The following is a 21223-nucleotide window of genomic DNA, read 5'->3' as shown; positions in this document are numbered from 1 at the left end:
TCCTTTGCTGATGGAGTCATTTGATCCCGGAGTGGACCATGCTCTCCAGCACCTTGCGCTGGAAGAGCAGGAAGATGATGAGGTTCGGGAGGAAGAGGAGCAGGCCGGCGGCTGCGGCCATGTTCTGGCCGGCCACGTTGTTCTGCAGCCCGCTGAGCAGGCTGTTCACGTAAAAGGCGAGCGTCCGCATCGCCTCCTTTTGCATGAACAGCGTCGACGTCTCCACATCGCCCCACGCCGCCTGGAACGTGAGGATCGAGATCGTCGCCACGGCCGGCGCGGACAGCGGCAGCACGATCCGGGCGAAGATGCCGAGATGTCCGGCCCCGTCGATCCGCGCCGCCTCGAGCAGGTCGCCCGGAATCTGCGAGATGAAGCCGACGAGCATGAACACCGCGACCGGGGACGCAAGCGCCGGCAGCACGTGGCCGAAGTAGGTGTTGTTCAGGCCGAGGCCGCTGACGATCAGGTAGCGCGGGATCGACACCGTCTCCGGCGCGAACATGAGCGACAGCGTGATGAGGGACAGGATGAGCGCCTTGAAGTGGAACCGATGCTTGGCCAGCGCGTAGGCGGCCATCGTGCTGATGACGATGACGGAGGTCAGCGTCAGGCCGAGCACGACGATGCTGTTGAACAGGTAGCGCGTGAACGGCACCGTCGCGTTCGAGGCGTGCAGGAACAGCGCCTCGAAGTTGCGCCACGTCGGATTCTGGACGAAAAAGCGCGGCGGAAACAGGAACAGCTCGTTCTGCGGCTTGAACGCATGGTTGAAGATGAACACGATCGGCAGCGACATGAACGCCGCCAGGGCGGTGAACGCCGCGATCAAGGCGACCTGGAACGGCGATGCGGACCGGAGCCGGCGAAGCGGCCGCGCAAGCGGGCGAAGCTGCGGACGGAGATTCACTTACAGCTCCTCCTTTTCGTGGAACAGGCGATAGGCGAACCGCATGACGAAGTAGCTGAGCAGCAGCAGGATGACGGACAGCGCCGAGGCGTAGCCGAGCTCGAAGCGGATGAAGGCGTAGTCGTCGACATGGTTGATGAGGAGATGCCCGGCGTACTGGGGCGTGACCGCCATGCCGGTCAGCTGCGTCGAGATGCTGCCCGCCTTGAGCGTGGACACGATCGTCATGACGGCGCTGAACAGCATCTGCGGCTTCATCGACGGGATCGTGATGTAGAACACCTCCTGCAGGCGGCTCGAGATGCCGTCGATCCGCCCGGCCTCGTACAGCTCGCGGTTGACCGTCTGCAAGCCGGCCAGCATGGCGAGGAAGCCGACGCTGAAGCTCATCCAGAGCGAGACGAGGATCATGATCTTCATCAGCGAGTCCGGGTCCTGCAGCCAGACGACCGGCGACTCGATCCAGCCCATCGTCAGCAGGAAGTGGTTGACATAGCCGACCCGGTCGCCGCTGAACGCCGCGATCCAGACGACCGACAGGGCGACCGCTCCCGCCATCGACGGCGCGTAGAACACGAGCGTGTAGTAGTCCCGCACCCGCAGCGGCAGCTGGTGGATGAGCCAGGCGAACAGGAACGAGAGCGCATAGCCTCCGGGACCGACGAGCAGCGCGAACAGGAACGTATTGGGCAGAGCCTTCGTCAGGAAGACGATGTCCTGGGTGAACAGCGCGAGGTAATTGGCGAAGCCGATGAAGTGCAGCCGGCCGAACCCGTCGTAGGAGGTGAAGCCGAGCGTCGCCGCCAGCACGACCGGAATGACGATGAAGATCGCGAAGCAGATGAGGAATGGGGCAAGGAACAGATAGCAGAACGCGTCGCGGCGGATGTCCCTCCAGAAGCGCTTCCATTTTTGCAGGACCGGCGACGGCCGCTTCCCGCTTGCCGCGCCGGCCCGGCGGCCGGGCGCGAGGCCCGTCTCGATGCTCATGATCCGTCCCCTCCCCACTCGAATGGCCGATCGACCTGCGGCACGTCCAGGCTGCGCCCGCCGATCCCGAAGTCCCGCTGCCGGCGGTCCATCTCGCGCTGCAGCGACAGCTGCGCCTGCTCGAGCGACTCCTTGGCCGGCATGCCGTCGAACACGGTCCGGTTCCACGCGAACTCCATCTCCCGGCCGAGGAAGTAATAGCCCGGCACGTTCGGCAGGTTGCGGGTCCAGCGGGCCTGCTCCCGGATCGACCGCAGGTCGGCGGCCGGCCACGGCAGCGACCGCATCGCGTTCACGTTGGCCGTGTTCCAGCGATACTCCAGGCCGTAGAACGATTCCATGTCGGCCGCGTATTGCGCCTGCACCTCATCCGACGTCCACCACGTCAGGAACTGCCAGGCGGCGTCCTTGCGTCCGCTCTTCTGCAGGATGACGGCGGTCGACAGCCCCTGCGGCGACCAGCGGACGACCTCGCCGCTCTCTTGCGCGATGCCCGGCAGCGGCGCCGTCGCCCAGTGGCCGGTGATGTCCGGCGCGGCGACGAGCAGCTGCACGTAGGTATTGAAGTCGGCGATCCCGATCGGGATGTCGCCGTCGCGGAAATGCTGGAAGAACGCCGGGATGTCGATCGGCAGGTTGTATTTCGTGAACATCTCGGTCCACTGGCGGAACGCCCGCTGGCCCTGCTCGCTGTCGAGCTCGGCCCGCAGGCCGTCGCTCGCGTACGGCTCGGCTCCGTTCTCCAGGAAGAAGGTGGCGAAGTCGCCCTTGGGCACGCTCATCGTCATGCCGTTCTCCTGCAGCGTCGGCAGCAGGTCGAACACGTCCTCCCATGTGTCCGGCGGCTCGAGGCCGAGCCGCTCCAGGATGTCCGTGCGGTAGAACAGCAGCTGGAAGTTCTGCACCTCCGGCAGGCCGTAGATGCCGCCCTCGTAGCTCAGCGCCCGCGCCGCGCCGGGGATGAACCGCTTCATCACGTCGCCGAAGCCCGGATAGCCGGACAGGTCCTCCACCGCATCCCTCATCGCATAATCGGCCGGAGTCGCCTCGCCGAGCCCGAGCGCGACGTCCGGCACCTCGCCGGCGGCGTTCCCCAGGATGAGCTGGTTCGGACTGGTCATGAGGTTGATGTTGACCGGGATGCCCGTGCGCGGCGTGAAGTCCTGCTCGACCATCTCGCGCAGCAGGTCGACGTAGTCGCGCCCGCGCTGCACCCAGATCGTCAGCGCGCCCTCCTTGGTCTTGCCTCCGACCTCGTACTCCATCGTGAACGAGCGGCCGAAGTCCTTGAGCGCGTACGGCACCCGCGAGAGCGCCGTCGCGGCCTTGAGTCCGGTGTCCGTGTCCGGCGTCCGCAGCACGAGGTAGTCGAGCAGCAGCGGCTGCTGGGTCAGCGTCGTCATCCACGCCCCGATGTTGGCCTGGATCGTCGAGAAGTCGTTCACCCGGCTCGGAATCTCGTTGACGTCGGCCCGCATCTTGTCCAGCATCGCGAGCGACGAGAGGATCGCCTGCGACAGGTCGGAGTCGCGGCCGTTCACTCCGTTCAGATAGTCGCGGATGGACGTCAGCCGCTGCGCGATGGCGTCGAGCCTGCCTTTGGCTCCGGGATCGTACTTGCTCATGTCCCAGGTGCGCTGCGCGTCGATGTTGGCGTCCGAGGCGTTCTTGCTGTAGTTGCCCGTCAGGAGGCGGATGCGGCGGTCGAACTCCGACAGCTCGGCCAGCGTCTCGCGCAGCGCCAGCACGACCGGCTGCAGCGGGGAGGAGTCGGCGGTCAGGCGCAGCGTATGCGCGCCTTGGCGGAGGTAGATCCGGTAGGGCTTGCCGTCGCTGCCGGCAAGGGGCGTCACCGCGAACTCCTTGCGGAAGCCGATCTCCTGGCTCAGCCATTCGCGGAACGGCACCTGGCCGTCGAGCTCGATCATGCGGTACGCCTTGAAGCCGGCCCGGTAGTTCTGGAACGCCTTGAGGTCCAGCTCGTACCAGCCGTCGGCGGGAGCGTCCAGCTGCCACTCGACCCATTCGCCCGGCAGCCGCCAGCGGTTGCCGCCCAGCACGTTGTAGGCGATGCGGCCCTTGGGATCGGGGGAAATGTTCGGCTCCGCCCAGTGGTCGGTCTGGATCGAGAGGCTCGACTTGCGCCGGAACGCCTCGGCTTCCTTCACCTCGTGCCAGGGGTCGCCCGGCGCGTACGCCGGCTGGGCGGCGGCGTAGTCCGCATAGGACGGAATCGCCTGCTGCGGCTCGAAGGAGATGCCCCGCAGCGCGACCGGCTCGCGTTCGCCGACGAGGCGCAGCGTATGCCTGCCCTGCTCCAGCCGGTACAGCAGCGGGCGCGGAGAGGCGGCATAATCGCTGGCGGCTTTGACCGACCATGCCGTCAGCTCCGTCTGGGCTGGCCGCACCTGCATGCCGATCTCGTTGCGGTCGTACGGATACTTGGCGTCCCTCCACTGCCGCTCGAGCTCGAGCGCCCGCGACTCCGCGAACGGATAGGCCCCGTCGATCATCGCCCCGCGCACGACCGAGGAGCGGCCGCCGGGCAGCGGCTTGTAGTCCAGATGCAGCTCGTACCACCCGGAGCGCGGCGCCTCGAACGTCCACTCCGCCCAGCCCGCCTCGCTGCTCCAGAGCAGCGCCGGCCCGTCGCGCCCGTCCTCGCGGCTCAGCTTCGCCTCGGGAGCCTGGCCGGTGTACGCGAGCGGATCGAGGGCGATCGAGGGCGAGCCGGCGGCCTCCCGCTCCGCCTCGGGATGGCTCATCATCAGCCGGGCGTAAGGGAGCGGCTGCCCGTCGCCCTGCGGCATCGGGCCGAGCAGCTCCGACGCCTCCACCGTCTGCGCGAAGCGCTGCGGCTCGCCGCTGGAGAAGCCGGCGACCGCTCCGGCGAGCACGGCCGCACCGAGCAGCAGCCGGACGGCGACGCGGGACCGCTTCATGGCGCGTCCCCCAGCAGCGAGCGCTCCGTCGCTTCGTCGAACAGATGCGTCTTGTCCATCTGGAAGGCGAACGCCACGTTCTCCTCCGGCATGTATGCGCTTTCGGAATCGGTCCGGGCAATGAGCCTCGTCTCGCCCGCCGCCAGGTAGACGTAGCTGTCGGCTCCGGTCTCCTCCGTCATCTGCACGGACGCGCCCGTCCAGCCTGCTTGCCCGGCGCTCGCGGCGGAGGCCAGCCGGACATGCTCGGGCCGCACGCCGAGCGTGACGCTGCGCAGCGTCTTGCCGCTGGAGGCGCCGAGGCGCTGCGCCGCCTGCGGCGGCAGCTCCAGCTTCATGCGCCGGTTGGCGAAGTACAGCCGTCCGTCCTCGCTGTGGATGCCGCCGGAGATGAAGTTCATCTGCGGCGAGCCGATGAAGCCGGCGACGAACCGGTTGGCCGGCTCGTCGTAGAGGCGGCGAGGCGTCGCGACCTGCTGGATGACGCCGTCCTTCATGACGACGATGCGGCTGCCCATCGTCATCGCCTCGACCTGGTCGTGGGTGACGTAGACGGTCGTCCGCTTCAGCTCGGCCTGCAGCTTGATGAGCTCGGCGCGGGTCTGCGCCCGCAGCTTGGCGTCGAGGTTGGACAGCGGCTCGTCCATGAGGAACACTTGCGGCTCCCGCGCGATCGCGCGGCCGAGGGCGACGCGCTGCTTCTGGCCGCCGGACAGCTGGCTCGGCTTGCGCTCGAGCAGATGGGAGATTTCCAGAATCTTGGCGACGCGGTTCACGCGCAGGTCGATCTCATGCCGGGCGGTCTTGCGCAGCTTGAGGCCGAGCGCGATGTTGTCGAAGACGGAGAGGTTCGGATAGAGGGCGTAGTTCTGGAACACCATCGCGATGTCCCGGTCCTTGGGGGAGAGGTAGTTGATGAACTTGCCGTCGAGGTAGAGCTCGCCGCGGCTGATCTCCTCGAGACCGGCCAGCATGCGCAGCGTCGTCGACTTGCCGCAGCCGGACGGCCCGACGAGGACGAGGAACTCGCCCTCCTCGATCGTCAGGTGAAAGTCGTCCACGGCCGGACGCGGCTCGCCTTTGTACTGCTTGTACACATGATGGAACATGATGCTTCCCACTCGCTTCACCTCGCGCTTGACTGGTCTGTCGATCTTCTGCAGTCATCGTAACGCAAGACGGCGGGAGGAAGAATAAGGCGGGATTGGCTTTTGCAGGGGGATTTTGGCGATCGAAAAAAGCCGCGATCCGCAGGAGCGGATCGCGGCTTTCTGCCGTGAAGATACGAGCGGGCCGGTCAACGGACCGGTTCCCTTTCCAGCTTGACTTTTTGCCCGTCTACGACCGCCCTCATGCCGATCGCCCTCAACTTGACGAACACCTGCTCCTGAAACTCGAACAGGTCGGCTCCCTCGGCGTAGCCGGAAGTCCGACTAAGCGTGACCGGCTCCTGCCCGGGAAGCTCGAACGTATACTGGTCGCCGTCCTGACGGAGGTAAGACAAAAACACGCGTGCCCTCAGGTATGCCTCTCCGCCCAGGTGGAGCAGCGGGTATTCACGCCCTCCGCGAGGGTTGAGATGCACGTCGAACAGCTCCGACTCCACCGAGCGGGCGGGCGAGCGGCGCATGAGCTTGGCCAGCTGGCCGGCCGCGAACGGGGCGCCGCTCCGCTGGCGGCTGATGTCCTCCAGCAGGTCGATGATCCTCGACAGGGCAAGCAGCACCAAGCCGCCGAACAGGCCGGCGGCGATCAGCAGCCAATCGCCGGAAATCAAGCCCATGGCGCCGACAAGCAGCAGCAGCATGCCGCCGATCGTTAGAAAAAGGGACAAGGCCTATTCCTCCTCGCATGCCGTCTGGCATTGAGAATAATGGATATTTCTGCAAGCTTAACATGGATGCGCCTCCCCCGTACAGATGGAGGAGGCGGAGTCAGGCTCGCGGAACGGCTTGGAAGACTGGCCCTGGACTTGGCCTTTCGAGCCTTGGCGTGACTTGGGACCCCCTCGATGTCCGCCCCGGGCTATCGCGCCTGCTCCCGCATGCGCTCGTCCCCCAGCTGCACGAGCACCTTGCCGAAGCGGCCGCCTTGCCGGACCGATACGGGCCCGGACGGATAGGCCTGCTCCAGGTGGTCGGCGATCGTCCGCTCCATGCCCTCGTCCACCGCGATGCCGCGCCATTTCAGCAAGGTCTTCATTTCTGTCATCGCTTCTTCCCTCGTCATCTCGACGAGCTTGGATTCCCGCGTGACGAGCGAATGGTAGGCGTAGCCCTTGAGGTAGAGCAGATGCTGGAGGAAGCCCATCTCCGCATGCAGGCCGCCATGCAGAGGCTGGCCCGTGACGAGCGGCCAGATCTCCTCGGCCAAGCTATGCCCGCCGTTGCTCGCGGGCAAGCTGATGTAGGCGTATTCCTTCGCGCAGGACAGAATCTTCTCCACCGCGCTCCAATCGTGCAGGACCGGGCACATCGAGACGAAGACGAGGTCGAAGGCGCCCTCCCAGCCCCGCTCCCGCACGTCGATCTCCTCGAACGGCTCGGCGGCGACCTGCAGCGCCGCGCCTCCGGCGCGCGCCGCGTTCTCCTTGAGGAGGCGGACCTGAGGCGGAGACGACTCCACCGCCGTGACGACGGCTCCGCGCTCGATCATCGGCACCGTGAACACGCCGGAAGCCGCTCCGACATCGAGAACGGACAGCCCGGCGAAGTCGACGCCTTGTCCTTCCAGCCAGCCGAGGATGCGCTGCGACCTTCTTCGCCCCTCCTCGCTGAAGGAGGACTCGTTGAACGTGTCCGCCTTGTCGTCGAACGCCCGCGACGGCAGGATGCCCGCCTTCGCCTGCTTCTCCCTGACGCGTTCGCCTCTTTCCCTCCAGGCCTGCTCCCACACGCCGGCATCGTTGAGCTCATTCATCTTCTTCCATCTCCTCTTTAAATTCGACTATTATAGACATCTGATATCTATAATAGTCGTTTTTCGTTCGGCATGCAACCGCTCTTCCCGCTTCTCCTCGCCTCCCCCCTCCCTCTCCGTCGGCGTCAGCCGCTCGGGCAGGACGAGCCTGCCGGATGATAGGCCTTGCTTGTCGTTCCAAATCAAAGAAGCCGACGGGAGCTCCACGCTCCCATCGGCTTCAGCCGTTCCCCGTCATCCCCGAGGCTGCAGGTCCGGGAATCCGTCCCTCCAGCTGAATTCAGGCTTCCATCCCAGCACCTGCTTGGCCCGCCGGTTGTCGAACAGCGGCTCGCCCCCGGACAGCTCCCGCTTGAACGAGTCCACCTCCGGAACATACGCCTTCACCAAATCCGGCGTCTCCCGCTCGCTCAGCGTATCGTCGCCGGTGATGTTCAGCACGTCCGCCCCGCCGATGCCCTCGGCCTCCAGCGCCAGCACGCAGGCGGCAGCGGCGTCGCGCAGGTCGACGTAGCTCCACAGAATCTTGGCGAACGCCTCCGGCCGGCGCAGCGCCTCGCGCAGCTTCAGGTACTCGTCCGGAGCGGCGATCAGCGAGAAGCGCAGCGACACCGTCTCCAGCCCGCTGCGCCGGCTGAACATCGCCGCCGTCAGCTCGTTCAGCGTCTTGGACAGGCCGTAGCCCTCCTGCGCCAGATGCGGATGCTCCTCGTCGACCGGCAGGTAGGACGGCGCCAGCGGCCGCTCCGCCCAGGCGAAGCCGTAGCAGGACGTGCTCGAGCCGAGCACGACGCGCCGGATGCCGAGCAGCGACGCCGCCTCCAGGATATTGAAGCCGCCGACGACGTTGTTGGTGAAAATATGGCTATGCGCATGCCCGACCGGCGCGGGTATGGCGGCCAGATGAAGAATGGCGTCCGCGCCGCGCAGCGCGCTGGCGACTTGGCCGAGATCGGCCAGGTCCACCTGCAGCTGGCGGCAGCGCAGCCGCTCCGAGACACGGCTGTCGAGCGAGAAGACCTCGTAGCCCGCTTCCTGCAGCTGGCGTACGGCCTCCGTGCCCAGCTTGCCGCTCCCGCCTGTGACCGCGATGGTGTTCATGTCCGTTCGCTCCTTTTCAAGCAGCCCTCGCTGCCCGGTTCGTGATGGAGATGGGTTACGGCCGCACCAGCGTGCCGTCGGCCTTGCGGTCGAGCTCGTATGGATGGTGGTACGACGAGCGGTCCCAGTCCCGGCTCAGCAGCGCCGCCGCCTTGGCCTCGTCGATGTCGAGGCCGAGCCCGGGCTTGCCGCTCGCATACAGATAGCCGCCCTTGCGCTCGATCAGGCCGGGGAATGCCTCCTGCTCCTCCGGCCGGAAATGGTTCACTTCCTGGATGCCGAAATTCCAGATCGCCATGTCCAGGTGCACGGCGGCCGCCTGGTTGACGGGGTCGTTCTCCCCGCCCTCCTGCCAGGCGGTGCGGACGCCGAACGCCTCGGCGACGGCGGCGATCTTGCGGCAGGCGCTGATGCCGCCCGCCTTGGACACGCGCATGCGGATGAAGTCGATCAGCCGCTCGGACAGCAGCGGCAGCCATTCCTGCACGTGCGTGAACTGCTCGCCCACCGCCTGCGGCGTGGAGCTGGCCGCCCGCAGCTGGCGGTACCAGCCGAGCTGCTCCGGCGGCAGCGCGTCCTCCAGGAAGAACAGCCGATGCGGCTCGAGGTTGCGCGCGAGCTGGATCGCCTGGACCGGAGACAGATGCTCGTGCACATCATGGGTAAAGTTCACGTCCGGCCCGAACTCGGCCCGCAGCCCGTCGAACATCGCCGTGATCGACGAGACGTACGCCTGCTCGTCGAACACGCGGTCCTTGGACCAGGCGCCATCCGGCAGCCGCGCCTGCGAAGCGTCGACGAAGCCGCCTCCGCCGTAGCCGCCCATCTGGACGCGGATGACCGTGTAGCCCTCTTCGCGGAAGCGGTGGACGTCCTCGGCCAGCTCCGCCCGATCCCGGCCGCCGGCATGGCCGTAGCACGGCACGGCCGCGCGGGCGGCGCCGCCGAGCAGCTGGTACACCGGCAGCCCCGCCTCCTTGCCCTTGATGTCCCACAGCGCCATGTCGATGCCGGCGACGGCCGTCTGGAGGATGCCGCCGCTGCGCCAATAGGCGCTGAGCGTCATCGTGTTCCACAGGTCCTCGATGTTCGAGGCGTCCTTGCCGACCAGCAGCGGCTTCAGCAGCTGCTCGACGACCTGCACGACCGCCTCGGGATTGTACATATCCGACGCCGAGCCGATGCCGTGGAGTCCGTCCTGGTCGGTGACGACCTTCACGATCGTCCAGCAGGCGTTCGCCCGCGTGCGGATGCAGCGGATGTCCTTGATTTTCGCCATGTTCGCGTCCTCCTTCGGATCGGCCGGGGCCGTCCGGCTGTGCTTGCGCGTCGTCGCGCCGCTACATCTTGACCGAGCCGACTGTCATGCCCTTCACGTACATCTTCTGCAGGAACGGGAAGGCAAGCAGGATCGGGATAACCGTAATCAGCGCGCCGGCCATCAGCTCGTTCCACTTCTTGAACGAAGAGGAGTCCAAGTACATGAGGCCCATCGGCAGCGTGAACAGGCTCTGCTTGTCGACGATAATCATCGGCCAGAGGATGTTGTTCCAGCTGCCGATGAAGTTCAGGATGGCGATCGTGCCGATCGCCGGCAGCGCCAGCGGCAGGTAGATGCGCCAGTAGATCTTGAAGCTGCCGCAGCCGTCGAGCACGGCGCTCTCGTACAGCTCGTGCGAGATCGTGCGGAAATAGCTCGTGAACAGGAAGATCGCGAACGGAGCGGCGCCGTTGATCATCGGCAGGATGATGCCGATGTAGGAGTTCTGCAGGCCGAGGTTCGTCATGTTGATGTACAGCGGGATGAGCGTCGTCACGCCCGGCACGAGCAGCAGCGCGATGAACATGTAGTAGATCGTCTTTTTGCCGGCGAACCGGAACTTGGCGAACGCGTAGCCCATCATCGTATAGATGAGGACGACGCCGACGATGACGAACAGGCTGACGACGACGCTGTTGACGAAGAACTGATAGAAGTTCAGCTTGTTCCACACGATGCCGAAGTTCGACCAGAGCGGCGCCGCTACGGGAAACGGCGACTGCGGATTCGCGAGCGAATCCGCAGTCGACTTGAGCGACGTGCCGATCATCCACAGGAACGGATAGACGCAGGTGGCGCCGTAGACGACGAGCAGCAGATGCTTGAGATACTTGATCATCCGGTCCTCCTAGATGTCCGCCTGGAACGAGCGGATGCTGAAGATGGCGATGACTCCCGTCACGAGGAAGCTCACCCATCCGATCGCGCTGGCCAGGCCGTAGTCGTTGTCGAGGAAGGCGGTGCGGTAGACGAGCGTGCCGATGACCTCGGAGCTGCCGCCCGGTCCTCCTCCGGTCATGATGAAGACGTTCTCGAACGTCTGGAACGCGCCGTTGACCATCTGGATGACGGCGATCAGCGTGATCGGCTTGAGCAGCGGCCAGGTGATCCTCCAAATGAGCGTCGCCTTGCTCGCGCCGTCGACGCTCGCCGCCTCGTACAGCGTCGGGTCGATCGACGTCAGGCCGGCGTAGTACAGGATGAGCGTGCCCGGCAGGCCGCCCCAGATCGTCGTCAGGATGATGCCGGCGAGCGAGGTGGACGAGGTGCCGAGCATGCCGCCCGGCACGACGAGGAAGTCCATGCCGAGCCAGGCGAACAGCGCGTTGAGCGCGCCGGCAGGCTCGAACAGGCCTTTCCAGACGTAGAAGATCGCCACGCCGGAGGCGATCATCGGCAGGAAGTAGATCGTGCGGTACAGCGCCGCCATCTTCGTATTCTGCAGCGTGAACGCCAGCACCAGCGCCACGGGCACGACGATCGCGACCTGGAAGACGGCGATCAGCGCGTTGTGCAGCAGCGCCTTGTAGAAGTTCTGCGTCACGATCGGGTCGTCTCCGAGCAGGAACTGCCGGAAGTTCGCCAGCCCTTCGAAGCGGGCCGTGGAGAAGTCGATGCCCGACCAGTTGTAGAAGCTCAGCAGGATCGAGAATCCGACCGAGTAGACGCCGACGCCGAGGAACAGCAGCACTCCCGGCAGCAGGAACAGGTAGGGCACCCATTTGTTTTTGGACGTTGCCATATGTCATCACCTTCAGGCTTGTTGGAATGACGGCCGGCCGGCGCGATCGCGCGCCGGCCGGCCGGTGGGACAGGTTGCGGATGGCCTCAGTTGCCGCTCGCCTCGAGCTTCTCCAGCGTCTCGTCGAACTTCTTGGCCGCTTGCTCCGCCGTCATCTTCTTCTCGATGACCGACTGCATCGACTGGGCGTACACTTCCCATTCCTTGTGCTTGCCGCGCAGCGAGTTGATCGCCGGAGCCGCCTCGGAGTAAGGTCCCGGCTCCTTCGCGAACGCATCGGAGATGGACTTCAGGTTGGCGTCCAGGTTGGCGGAGTCCGCGCCGAGGTCGACGGCCGGCACCGTGTAGGCGCCGTTCGCGAAGGCGACGGCCGCGGCCGGGTCGGTCGTCATGAACTGGATGAAGTCGAGCGCGTCGTCGCGGCTCTTGGAGTCCTTGTTGACCGACAGCTGGGTCAGCGTGAACGGATCGGTCGTCCACGACGAGATTTTGGAGCCGGACAGCGGCGGCACCGGGAACGTGATGATGTCGTCCGGGCTCATGCCCATGGCGAGCAGCGTCGACATCGTGAACGAGCCGCCGAGGTCGAACGCCGCCTTGCCGGCCGCGAACGCCTGGTCGGCGCCGTCGATGTCGGTGGACAGGATGCCCGGCAGGAGCAGGTCCTTCTGCGCGAGCGTCTCCATCGCCTGCACGACCGGCAGGTTGCCGGGATCGCTCAGGCGCGTCTTGCGCTCCAGCAGGTCGGTGTACGCCTGCGGGCCGCCGTGCATGATCGTCAGCGCGGAGCCGGCCCAGTTTTCCCACAGGTCCGGCAGCTTCGCTCCGAACACGAGGCCGGACGCCGAGCCTTTCGCCTTGACCGCCTCCATCATCGAGACGAACTCCTCCCACGTCTTCGGCGCCTCCGCCTTCACGCCGGCTTCCTCCAGCAGCTTCTTGTTGCCGTAGAAGGTGAAGAAGCCCCCGATGTCGAGCGGCAGCCCGTAGAACTGGCCGGCCTGGAGCGACTTCTGCACGGTCGTGGCGTTCTTGTCCGACGCCCAGGAGTCGACCTGGCTCTGCGTGATGCGGATCGGGTCCATCGCCGTGCCGACGAACTTGCCCATGACGTCTTCCTTCACTTCGCCCGACAGCTCCAGCACCGAGCCCTCGATCGAGTCGCCGGCCGTCGCCCACCAGTGCACGACATCCGGCAGGTTCTTGGAGTTCGCCGCCGCCTGGAATTTCTGGCGGTACGTGTCGTCCGGCGTGAACGTCTCGATCTTCACCTGGATGCCCGTCTTCTCCTCATAGAGCTTGGCGGCGGCCTCGAAGCCCGGCGTATAGGCCACCTTCCACGTCCACATCGTCAGCTGCTTGCCGGACTCGCCGGCCGAGCCCTCGTCGCCGCCTCCCGAGCAGGCGCTCGCGAGCAGCGCCGTCGCCGCCAGCGCGGCCGTCAGTGCGATTCTCTTTCTCCTCATGTGCAATCCCCTTTTCCAGGTCGTGATGAATGCGCTTCTCTTGCGTCGGCTCCACCTTTCCCTGCCATCGTACCGCAGCCCGCGCGGACGAAGTAGGAGGCGGTGTTGGCTTTTGCAGGCCGTTCTTGGCTTGTCGCTCCAGCGGGTCCCGGGACGTCCTTCCTGCGGCCGGAAAGCCTTACTCCATATGGAAAAAGCCCCGATCCGCCAGGCGGCGAATCGGGGCCGTGCGCGTCACTGATGGGAGGTCGGATGCGCTGCCGTGGCGGCGATCTGGCCCTTGAACATGCGTCCGATATCTCCCGTCAGGCGGAGGTAGAAGTCGGACGAGACGGCGACTCCGTCGGCATTCAGCGTCAGGAAATACGGGGCGGACGGAATCATGGAGCTGTTCTCCGCCGCTTTGGCGATGGCCGTGCCCTCGTCGTACTCGTCGAACATCGCGACATAGCCCGTATCGATGCCGACCGACTTCATGCTGTACGCCTGCTTCCACATGAAGTCGCCGTGCAGGCGCGGAATCTGGTTCTGCGGCGCGCCCGGCTTCAGGTTCGACCAGGAGAAGCCCGGCCACAGGACCGGCTGGTACGCGATGCCGTTCTGCTGCGTGAACGTCTTGTCCGGCTGCCAGAAGTTCGTCTTCCAGTGATCGACGTCCGTGAGGGTGCCGAAGCGGCCGACGAACCAGGGGGAAATCATGTCGAGCGACTTGTAGACGTCGAGGAAGCCCGGCTTCGAATCCTCCACCCCGGTCCTCCAGAAAGCGGGCACGCCGCCGATGACGTAGGCGCCCTGCTGCTTGAACCAGCTGATGAGGCCGGCCGCTTCGGCCGCCGTGCCCGGACGGTCGGTGAAGCCCATGCCCCAGATGTTGACGACGATCTTGCCGTTCTGGCGCGCGTAGGCGCTGGACCCGGTCAATCCCATGCCGCCGACGACGTTGGCCGTCCAGTCATGCTTGACCGCGTTCACCCAGTTGGACGGGTTCATGCCGGTGATGTCGTACATGACATAAAACTTGCGGCCGTACGCCTCGGCGGCGTTCTTCACCTTGACGGCGACGCTGTCGCGGTTCGTCTTCCAGCCGTTCGGGGCGTCGCTCTCGTCCGCGCCGAACCGCTGCAGCGCCGCGCCGTCGATGCCGTACGCCTGCATCCATTCGAAGTGCTTGCTGACCGTCTGCTGGTCGTAGGAGGAGAACAGCGTCGCCGGCTGGCCGTTGTTCAGATTGCCGAGGGCGGTCGCGTACTTGTTGGCGTACTCCCTCATGTCCGGGTACAGCTCGAAGTTCGTGTTGCCGCTTGTCGACGGAGCGCTGCTGGTTTTGGACCAGTGGATCCAGCCGTTGTTCGGAGAGCCGTCGCCGGAGGCGTTGAACCAGCCCTGGTAGCCCGCGAAGATCTTGCCGACGACGTCGCCGCCGGCGCTGCCGCCCCCCGCGTTGAACTTGAACCAGAGCACGTTGAACAAGTTGCCGGCTCCGCCCGTGAACTTCAGGTAGAGCGTGTGGACGCCCGTTGCTCCGGAGACGGAGCAGGACTTCGTCTGCCAGTTCTGCCAGCCGCCCGTTCCGGGCACGGCGCAGGTCGCGGCAAGCGTGCCGCCAGCGCTGTCCAGCCGCGCCTCGATCGTGCCGCCGCCGGCGTTGCTGGCGACGCGCACGTCCAGCGAGGCCGCGCCGCTGCCGAAGTCGACGTTGGAGAACGCGATGTAGTCGCCGTTGTCGATGAAGGCGACGTTCTGCCCGCCTTCGCTGGAATTCTCCAGCTGGATGCCGGACTGGCTCGTGTAGCTCGAAGCCGCCGTCTGGACGAAGGCCGAGGCGGCCTCAGCGGTGCCTTGAGGCCAGGAGATGCCGGCCGCCAGCAGCGCGGCCGCGGCGAGCGCGCCAAGCAGCGGCCGCCATCGCCGGGATGGGCTAAGATTGTTCATAAGGACCTCCTTGGAATGGTTGATCGGCCGGCGGTCGAATGTCTTCCGCTGCCTGTCCTTTCTGCGGGCCCTCCTTTCCGCAGCCGCGCTCGAATCTTGAAGAGGCTGCTTTCTCTTCCAGTTTAAGGAGCGGCCCCGTTTGTTGAACAGGAGGAAAAACGAGCTTTTGCAGGGCGATCGCAAAGTGTTTGCAAGCGATTACAATGCACCAGGCCGCCGAAGCGCGCGCCAAGCCAAAAAGCGCCCCCCATGGAGCGGAGGGCGCTTGGCGTTACAGGCGGTCGAGCACGCCTTCGAGCATGCGATGCAGCAGGACGGCCGCTTCCGCAGCGGTCAGAGGCGCGGCCGGACGAAGCGAGCCGCCGTCTCCCCGCAGCCAGCCGGCCTCGATCAGCTTGCCGAGGCTGCCGCCCGCATAAACGGCCGCCCGGCCCGAGTCGGAATAGGCGGCCAGCTTCGAGGCTCCGCCCTCCAGCTTCAGCAGGAGCGTCCGTTCCAGCGCGCGATCGATGAACACGGCCGCATCCTGACGCGACAGCGGCGCCGCCGGCTCGAACCTCCCCCCGCCCGTGCCGGAGGCGATGCCGAGATGGGCCGCCGTGCGGAGCGGCGGCGCGAGCGGAGAGCCGGACGGCACGTCGGAAAAGGCCGGGCCTTCCGCAAGAGGCAGATCGAGCGCTTGCACGAGCGCCGCCAGGAACGATGCCCGCGTGACCGGCGCCGTCGGCGCGGAGCCGTCTCCTGCGGCAAGCTCGATGCTTCGGGCATGCAGACCTTCCGAGGAGGCTTGGGCCCAGGCCGGAACGGACCCTGGCGCCGCTTCTCCGGCGCTCAGGACCGCGGCATAACGGCCTGCCTCCCGGATCAGCAGCTCGACCGCGCCGTTCTTGCCGCGGCTGGCGGCGACCGGAGCTCCGTCGCTTCGGCGCGCCAGGACGGCGAGTCCATCCGCGCCCGCTCCTTCCGTCCGCCACGGCATCGTCAGCACGGCGGGAACCGCGAACGAACCGACCGGCCGCCCGTCGATCGCGAGCGATACCGCCGCTCCGGACGCGCCGGCTCCCGGCTCCAGCGGCCGCAGCGTGACGATGAGCTCGCCCGGGGCGGCTCCGCCCTCCGCCGCAGGCAGCAGGTCCCCGCGCAGCCGCAGGCTGCCGGCAGGGGTGTCCAGCGTCAGGAGGCGATCCCTCTTCCCGTCCAGAAAGCCGCTCGGAACGGAAATCGAATAGGCGGCCTGCGGATCGCCCTCCAGCTTCAGGCGGACTTGCTTGACTCCATCCCGGCGAAGCGAGGCAAGCTCGAACGCCTCCGCCAGCTCATCGGCGTCAATGCCGCCGCGCAGCGCTTGCGCCGTGGAGCCTTCCAGGGGCGATAGGCGCGCGATTACCGAGCCGTCCGCCATGCGCGCCAGCTCCGGCGAAGCCGATGGGCCGCCGCTGCCGCCTCCGGCGCCAGGATCGGGCGCGGACGGACCTGGAGCGGCGGTCGGCGCCGGCGTTTCCGCCGGGTCACCGGACGAAGACGGAGTCGGCGTCGGGCTCGGGCTTGGCGTCGGGCCCGACGACGGGCTTGGGCTCGGGCTCGGCGTCGGCGTCGTGTGTCCGCCGCCGATCGCCTGCAGCCTCGCCTCCAGTCCTTGCCGAAGCGGACCTGCCTGCAGCAGCGCGACGAAATTTGCCGCCGCATCCACGCTTGTCTCTTTCCCCGCCGCTTCCGCCTGCCGCACGGCCTCCTCCGCCGAGAGCTCCCGGATCGACTCGAAGCTGCGGTCCAGCAGGATCAGCTCCCCGAAGGCGGACGCGTCCTTGCTCTTGCCGATGCCGCCGTGGTATTCCATGAAGCCGGCTCGTCCTTGGCCGTCGTTCTCATTGACGAGCAGGCTGAAGCCCAGCAGCCCGGCCGCGCCTTCCTGCGTGCCGCTTCCATACAGCTCCGTTATCGGCAGCGCGATCCGGTACGAGGTCGTTTTCGCCTCCTCGTCCCGTTCAATCGACGCCTGCGCGAGCGGCAAGCCGGTCGAGCCGCCCTGCGGCGCGCGCCATCTCCACTTGCTGACCGCGCCGTCCGCGCCGAGCGCGAAGCCGAGCTCGTTCACCCGCGCGCTGTCCGCGCCGTCCGCGCGGGCCAGATCGACGCCGAGCTGCAGGCTGTCGCCTTGCCAGATGTCGCCGCCGCTCCAGCTCTGGGCATGCGCGTCGTCCTTGACGTCGACGTCCACGTACAGCTTGTCGTCATCCCACGCGAGCCGGGCGGAGACGCTCAGATCGTCCTTGCCGCGCCACTTGCCGCCGACGCTGCTGTAATGCCCCGCGTCGTCCAGCAGCACGGCCGGCCCCGTCTCCCCGCCGCCCGCGCGGACGGCATAGGAGCGGGCGAGCTCGCCGCTCAGCGTGTACGTCTTGCCGCCGTCGAGCTCCACCTCGGCCGTCAGCCGGTCGGCGGCCAGATGCGGCAGATCGATCCGCGCCGCAGCGCCGAGCTCCAGCCCCTCGAAGCGTACCGGCTTCATCGCGGCCGCCGCGTCGGACGGCTGCGCGATCCGCACCGTGCCGGACAGCGGCTGGGCGCTGCCGGAGTTGGCCAGCTCGATCCAGCGGCCGGTCCGCTCCGGTCGGGCCGGATCGTACGGCTGCCGCATCACGTCGAGCGAGACGGGCAGGATGTCGGTGCCCTCCGCCTTCCCCGGGGCTTCGCTGACCAGCTTGAGGCCGCCGCGGTAGAGATTGTTGGAAGCCGACAGCCGCACGGCGTCGGGACCGGCATGCAGATGCGTCGTGCCCGCTTGCTGGAAGTAGGAATCGAGCACCGCGGCCGACCCTCCGAGCGCCGAGACTCCCTTATCCCCGACGACGGTGAAATTGCTCTGCTGCAGCAGCAGGCTGCCGCCGCCCACGACGGCCGAGCGGGTCGTATCGCCCCACATCGAGCTGTTGTAGAACTCTGCCCGGCTCGCGAAGGCCGCGTCCGTCTCGATGTAGACCTTGTCCTGCGAGCTCATCGACACCAGCTCGGTGTTGACGAAGGCGACGCCGTTCGGGCCGCCCGCTTCCAGGTAAGCGCCTTTCTTGCTGCCGTCGGTGCCGTGACCGATGACGATCGCCTCCGGCCCCCGTCCGTTCTCCGGCGCCATGTGGATGCCGTACAGGGAGCCGTACACGAACGTATTGAACAGCGTCTGCTCCTGCACGTCCCCCACGCGGAACGCATCGAGGTTCTCCTTCTGGAACGTCCAGACATCGTTGAACTGCTCGTCGGTCGGGTGGTTCGGATACGTGCTGCGCGCCGCGTAGTGCGGATTGAACTGCACGTTGCGCACGATGCCGCCGCGGGCGCCTCCGCCGAGGCGGATGCCGTCGCGAAGCGGGGACCCCGCTACATAGTCGATGTAGTGCCCCGACGTGTCGTAGCTGGCGAAGTCGACTGCCCGGTAGGAGTCCGGGAACGTGACGTCGATGAGGTAGACGCCCTCGCCCCGGCCCTGCACCGTCCAGGAGTAAGGCTTGATCGACGTCCAGTCCTGCCGGTCGTAGTAGATGTTCAGGCCGCGTACCCCGGCATGGGCTTCCAGCGAGAGGAACGGCTCGCCGTCCGGATCGTTCTCGCCGACGTTCGTGAACAGCGCCGTGCCGCCGCCGATCGTATGATGCGGCACGTCCCAGCTGCCCCGCAGCTCGACGCCGGACGGCACGACGATCGGCTCGTCGACCCGGTAGCGGCCCGCCGGTGCGAACACCGTGCCGCCCCCGGCTGCCGCCGCGTCCTCCAGCGCCTGCCTCAGCGCGCCGGAAGCGTCCGAAGCGCCCGTCTTGTCGGCCCCGTACGGCGCGGCGGCAATGTTGTACAGGCTGGCCGTCGCCGGCTTCGGCCTGGCCGGGGCGTCGAGCGCCGCCGGAACGGGCAGCGGCTGGTGGACGATCCCGGCATCGATGTCGATGCGGATGTCCGCCGACTCGCTTGCGTCGTCCAGATCCAGCGTTCCGTCATGGCCGGAGTTGAGCGAGCGCACCGACGCCGCCTGGCTGCCGGCGCGGACATGCGCGCTCTCCCCCTCGAACTCGGTCGCCCCGAGAATAAGCGAGCCGGCCTCCGCCTCGATGCCGAAGCCCCGCGCTTCGTCATAGCCGCCGATGGAGCTGTTCTCGAACGACAGCACGCCGCTGCCTTCGTTCACGACCGCGCTGCGCGTGCGGCCGCCGACCGCCGTATCGTTGAACTGCACGATCGAGTGGAAGCCCTCGCCCGCATGCACGGCGACCGGCTCCGGTCCCTGGTCCGCCGCGAAGCTGCTCGCCGAGATCAGCAGGCCGTAATCGTTGACGCCCTCGATCTTGAGCGCCGTGCGGCTCTCGTCCACATGCACGTCATAGAACTGGGCGTTGGCCGTCTCCAGCGAGTCGGTGCGCGTCGTGACGCGCAGCCCGGTCTTGAAGCCGCTGAGGCGGATGTCCGACATGTACTCCCAGTCGGAGCGCCCCATGACGATGCCCTCCGCATGGGCGGTCGTCCAGGCGGCGGCAGCGGCTCGCGCCGGCGCGCCGGGCAGGCCGGAGTCCGCCCAGACGTCCGGCGACAGGCGGATGCCCTCCAGCCGGCCGATGTCCGTCGTGAAGTCGAGGAAGATGCCGGTGCCGAGCACCGTGCCGTACAGATTCTTGACGTAATGAAGCTCGTTCCAGGACGGTCCGATCTTGATGCCGTTGTAGGCGTTGACCAGCGTCACGTTGCGGACGGTGGCGCTGTCGCCGCTCAGCTGCTCGATCGACCATGGATAAGGGACCGGCTGCGCCGCATCCTGCTCCGGATACCAGATCGACAGATGCGTCACGCCGCTCGCCTGGGCGAGCCGGATCAGGCTGTCGCCGCCCGCCTCCCCGCGCCCCGCATGCGCTTCCAGCACCGTGCCGCGCACGCCTCCGCCGTCCTCCGGGCTTGTCCAGTCGCCGCGCAGCGTCACGCCGGTCGGCACGGTCAGGCTGCCGTCGAGCCGGTATCGGCCCGCCGGCAGGAAGACGACGCCTCCGCCCCGGGCGCCCGCCGTGTCGAGCGCCTGCTGGATCGCGGCCGTGTCATCGGCGATGCCGTCTCCGGCCGCTCCGTAATCGGTGGCGATATGATCCGCGATGACGACGTCCTCCGTCGGGAACTGCGTATAGACGACCTCCGTCACCGAGGACGAGAACGGCTTCGGCTTGTGCGTCACCGTCACCGAGGCGAGCTTGACGTCCTTGTTGGTCGCCGCGCTTGCGCCGCCCCCCTCGATGCCGAGCCGGAAGTCGGCCCCGCCGGTCCGATTCGCGAACCGCGCATCCGCCAGCTTGAACGAGTAGGACTTCCATGTGCCGCTGTCCCCGTACTCCAGCAGCGGCGCATCCTTGAACGGCGCCGAGTCCGAGTCGTACTGCAGCACCAGCTTCCCTGTGCCTTCATCGTACACCTCGGCGGTCACGTACACCTCTTCGCTCTGATTGTCGTACAGGAACTCGTCGTCGACGTCCATGTACAGGTAGACCGTGCCTTGCGTCCGGTCCGTCTCCCAATAGCCCTTGCCGCCCAGCGTGCCCGTCCGCAGGCCGTCCGGGTTGTCTCCGGCCCGCGGCCGGATGCCGTCCTCGGCGGGCGACTCCCCCAGCACGACGGACGCCGCTTGCCGCTCGGCCTTCGCCGGGGCGGGATGCGGCAGCGCGGCGGCTCCGGCCAGCACGACGGCGAGCAGCACGGAAGCGGCTCTGTGGGGCGCTTGGTTGCGCCAGTTCATGATCGATTCCTCCCTTTTGCATGAATTCGCTTTCATCATACGGCATGGACGGCCCCGCCCGTAGGAGGCGATACGGTCTTAACCATGGCATTCTTGGCTTGTTGGCCGGGCCGCACGCCAAAAAGGAGCCGTCGTCCGGCTCCTCG

At 67.0% G+C, this 21223-nt stretch carries 13 protein-coding genes; all 13 read right to left on the bottom strand.

The window, feature by feature from the left end; all coding sequences use genetic code 11:
• Positions 1-16: 16 nt before the first annotated feature.
• Complete coding sequence (locus HGI30_RS08035; protein ID WP_235680363.1) at positions 17-910, bottom strand: carbohydrate ABC transporter permease; 894 nt, start codon at positions 908-910, stop codon at positions 17-19.
• The gene (locus tag HGI30_RS08030; protein ID WP_168907148.1) at positions 911-1900 is read right to left on the bottom strand and encodes a carbohydrate ABC transporter permease; all 990 of its coding nucleotides are present in this window, start codon (positions 1898-1900) and stop codon (positions 911-913) included.
• Positions 1897-4842 (bottom strand): extracellular solute-binding protein, encoded by a 2946-nt coding sequence (locus HGI30_RS08025; protein WP_168907147.1) that lies wholly within the window; start codon positions 4840-4842, stop codon positions 1897-1899. The genes HGI30_RS08030 and HGI30_RS08025 overlap by 4 nt, the downstream gene beginning before the upstream one ends.
• The gene (locus HGI30_RS08020) at positions 4839-5963 is read right to left on the bottom strand and encodes an ABC transporter ATP-binding protein (protein ID WP_407945014.1); all 1125 of its coding nucleotides are present in this window, start codon (positions 5961-5963) and stop codon (positions 4839-4841) included. Before HGI30_RS08020 ends, HGI30_RS08025 begins: the two co-directional genes overlap by 4 nt.
• Before the next feature lie 176 nt (positions 5964-6139).
• Positions 6140-6676: a hypothetical protein gene (locus HGI30_RS08015; protein WP_168907146.1), complete on the bottom strand. Its 537-nt coding sequence runs from the start codon at positions 6674-6676 to the stop codon at positions 6140-6142.
• A gap of 191 nt (positions 6677-6867) precedes the next feature.
• A complete protein-coding gene (locus HGI30_RS08010) occupies positions 6868-7761 on the bottom strand; it encodes a class I SAM-dependent methyltransferase (RefSeq protein WP_168907145.1) in 894 nt (297 codons plus the stop codon).
• A 234-nt stretch (positions 7762-7995) separates the two neighbouring features.
• Positions 7996-8862: an NAD-dependent epimerase/dehydratase family protein gene (locus HGI30_RS08005; RefSeq protein ID WP_168907144.1), complete on the bottom strand. Its 867-nt coding sequence runs from the start codon at positions 8860-8862 to the stop codon at positions 7996-7998.
• A 55-nt stretch (positions 8863-8917) separates the two neighbouring features.
• Positions 8918-10141 (bottom strand): enolase C-terminal domain-like protein, encoded by a 1224-nt coding sequence (locus HGI30_RS08000; RefSeq protein WP_168907143.1) that lies wholly within the window; start codon positions 10139-10141, stop codon positions 8918-8920.
• A gap of 61 nt (positions 10142-10202) precedes the next feature.
• Positions 10203-11021, bottom strand: coding sequence for a carbohydrate ABC transporter permease (locus HGI30_RS07995; RefSeq protein WP_168907142.1), 819 nt, complete (start codon positions 11019-11021; stop codon positions 10203-10205).
• Between the two features lie 9 nt (positions 11022-11030).
• Positions 11031-11924, bottom strand: coding sequence for a carbohydrate ABC transporter permease (locus tag HGI30_RS07990; protein WP_168907141.1), 894 nt, complete (start codon positions 11922-11924; stop codon positions 11031-11033).
• A gap of 86 nt (positions 11925-12010) precedes the next feature.
• Positions 12011-13390: an ABC transporter substrate-binding protein gene (locus HGI30_RS07985; protein ID WP_168907140.1), complete on the bottom strand. Its 1380-nt coding sequence runs from the start codon at positions 13388-13390 to the stop codon at positions 12011-12013.
• A gap of 234 nt (positions 13391-13624) precedes the next feature.
• Positions 13625-15322, bottom strand: coding sequence for a carbohydrate-binding protein (locus HGI30_RS07980; RefSeq protein WP_168907139.1), 1698 nt, complete (start codon positions 15320-15322; stop codon positions 13625-13627).
• 271 nt (positions 15323-15593) lie between these two features.
• Complete coding sequence (locus HGI30_RS07975) at positions 15594-21077, bottom strand: glycosyl hydrolase family 28-related protein (protein ID WP_168907138.1); 5484 nt, start codon at positions 21075-21077, stop codon at positions 15594-15596.
• Positions 21078-21223: the final 146 nt, after the last annotated feature.

Source organism: Paenibacillus albicereus, assembly GCF_012676905.1.
In the GTDB taxonomy this organism is placed as follows: domain Bacteria; phylum Bacillota; class Bacilli; order Paenibacillales; family Paenibacillaceae; genus Paenibacillus_O; species Paenibacillus_O albicereus.
This window is presented reverse-complemented; position numbering and strand designations above follow the sequence as displayed.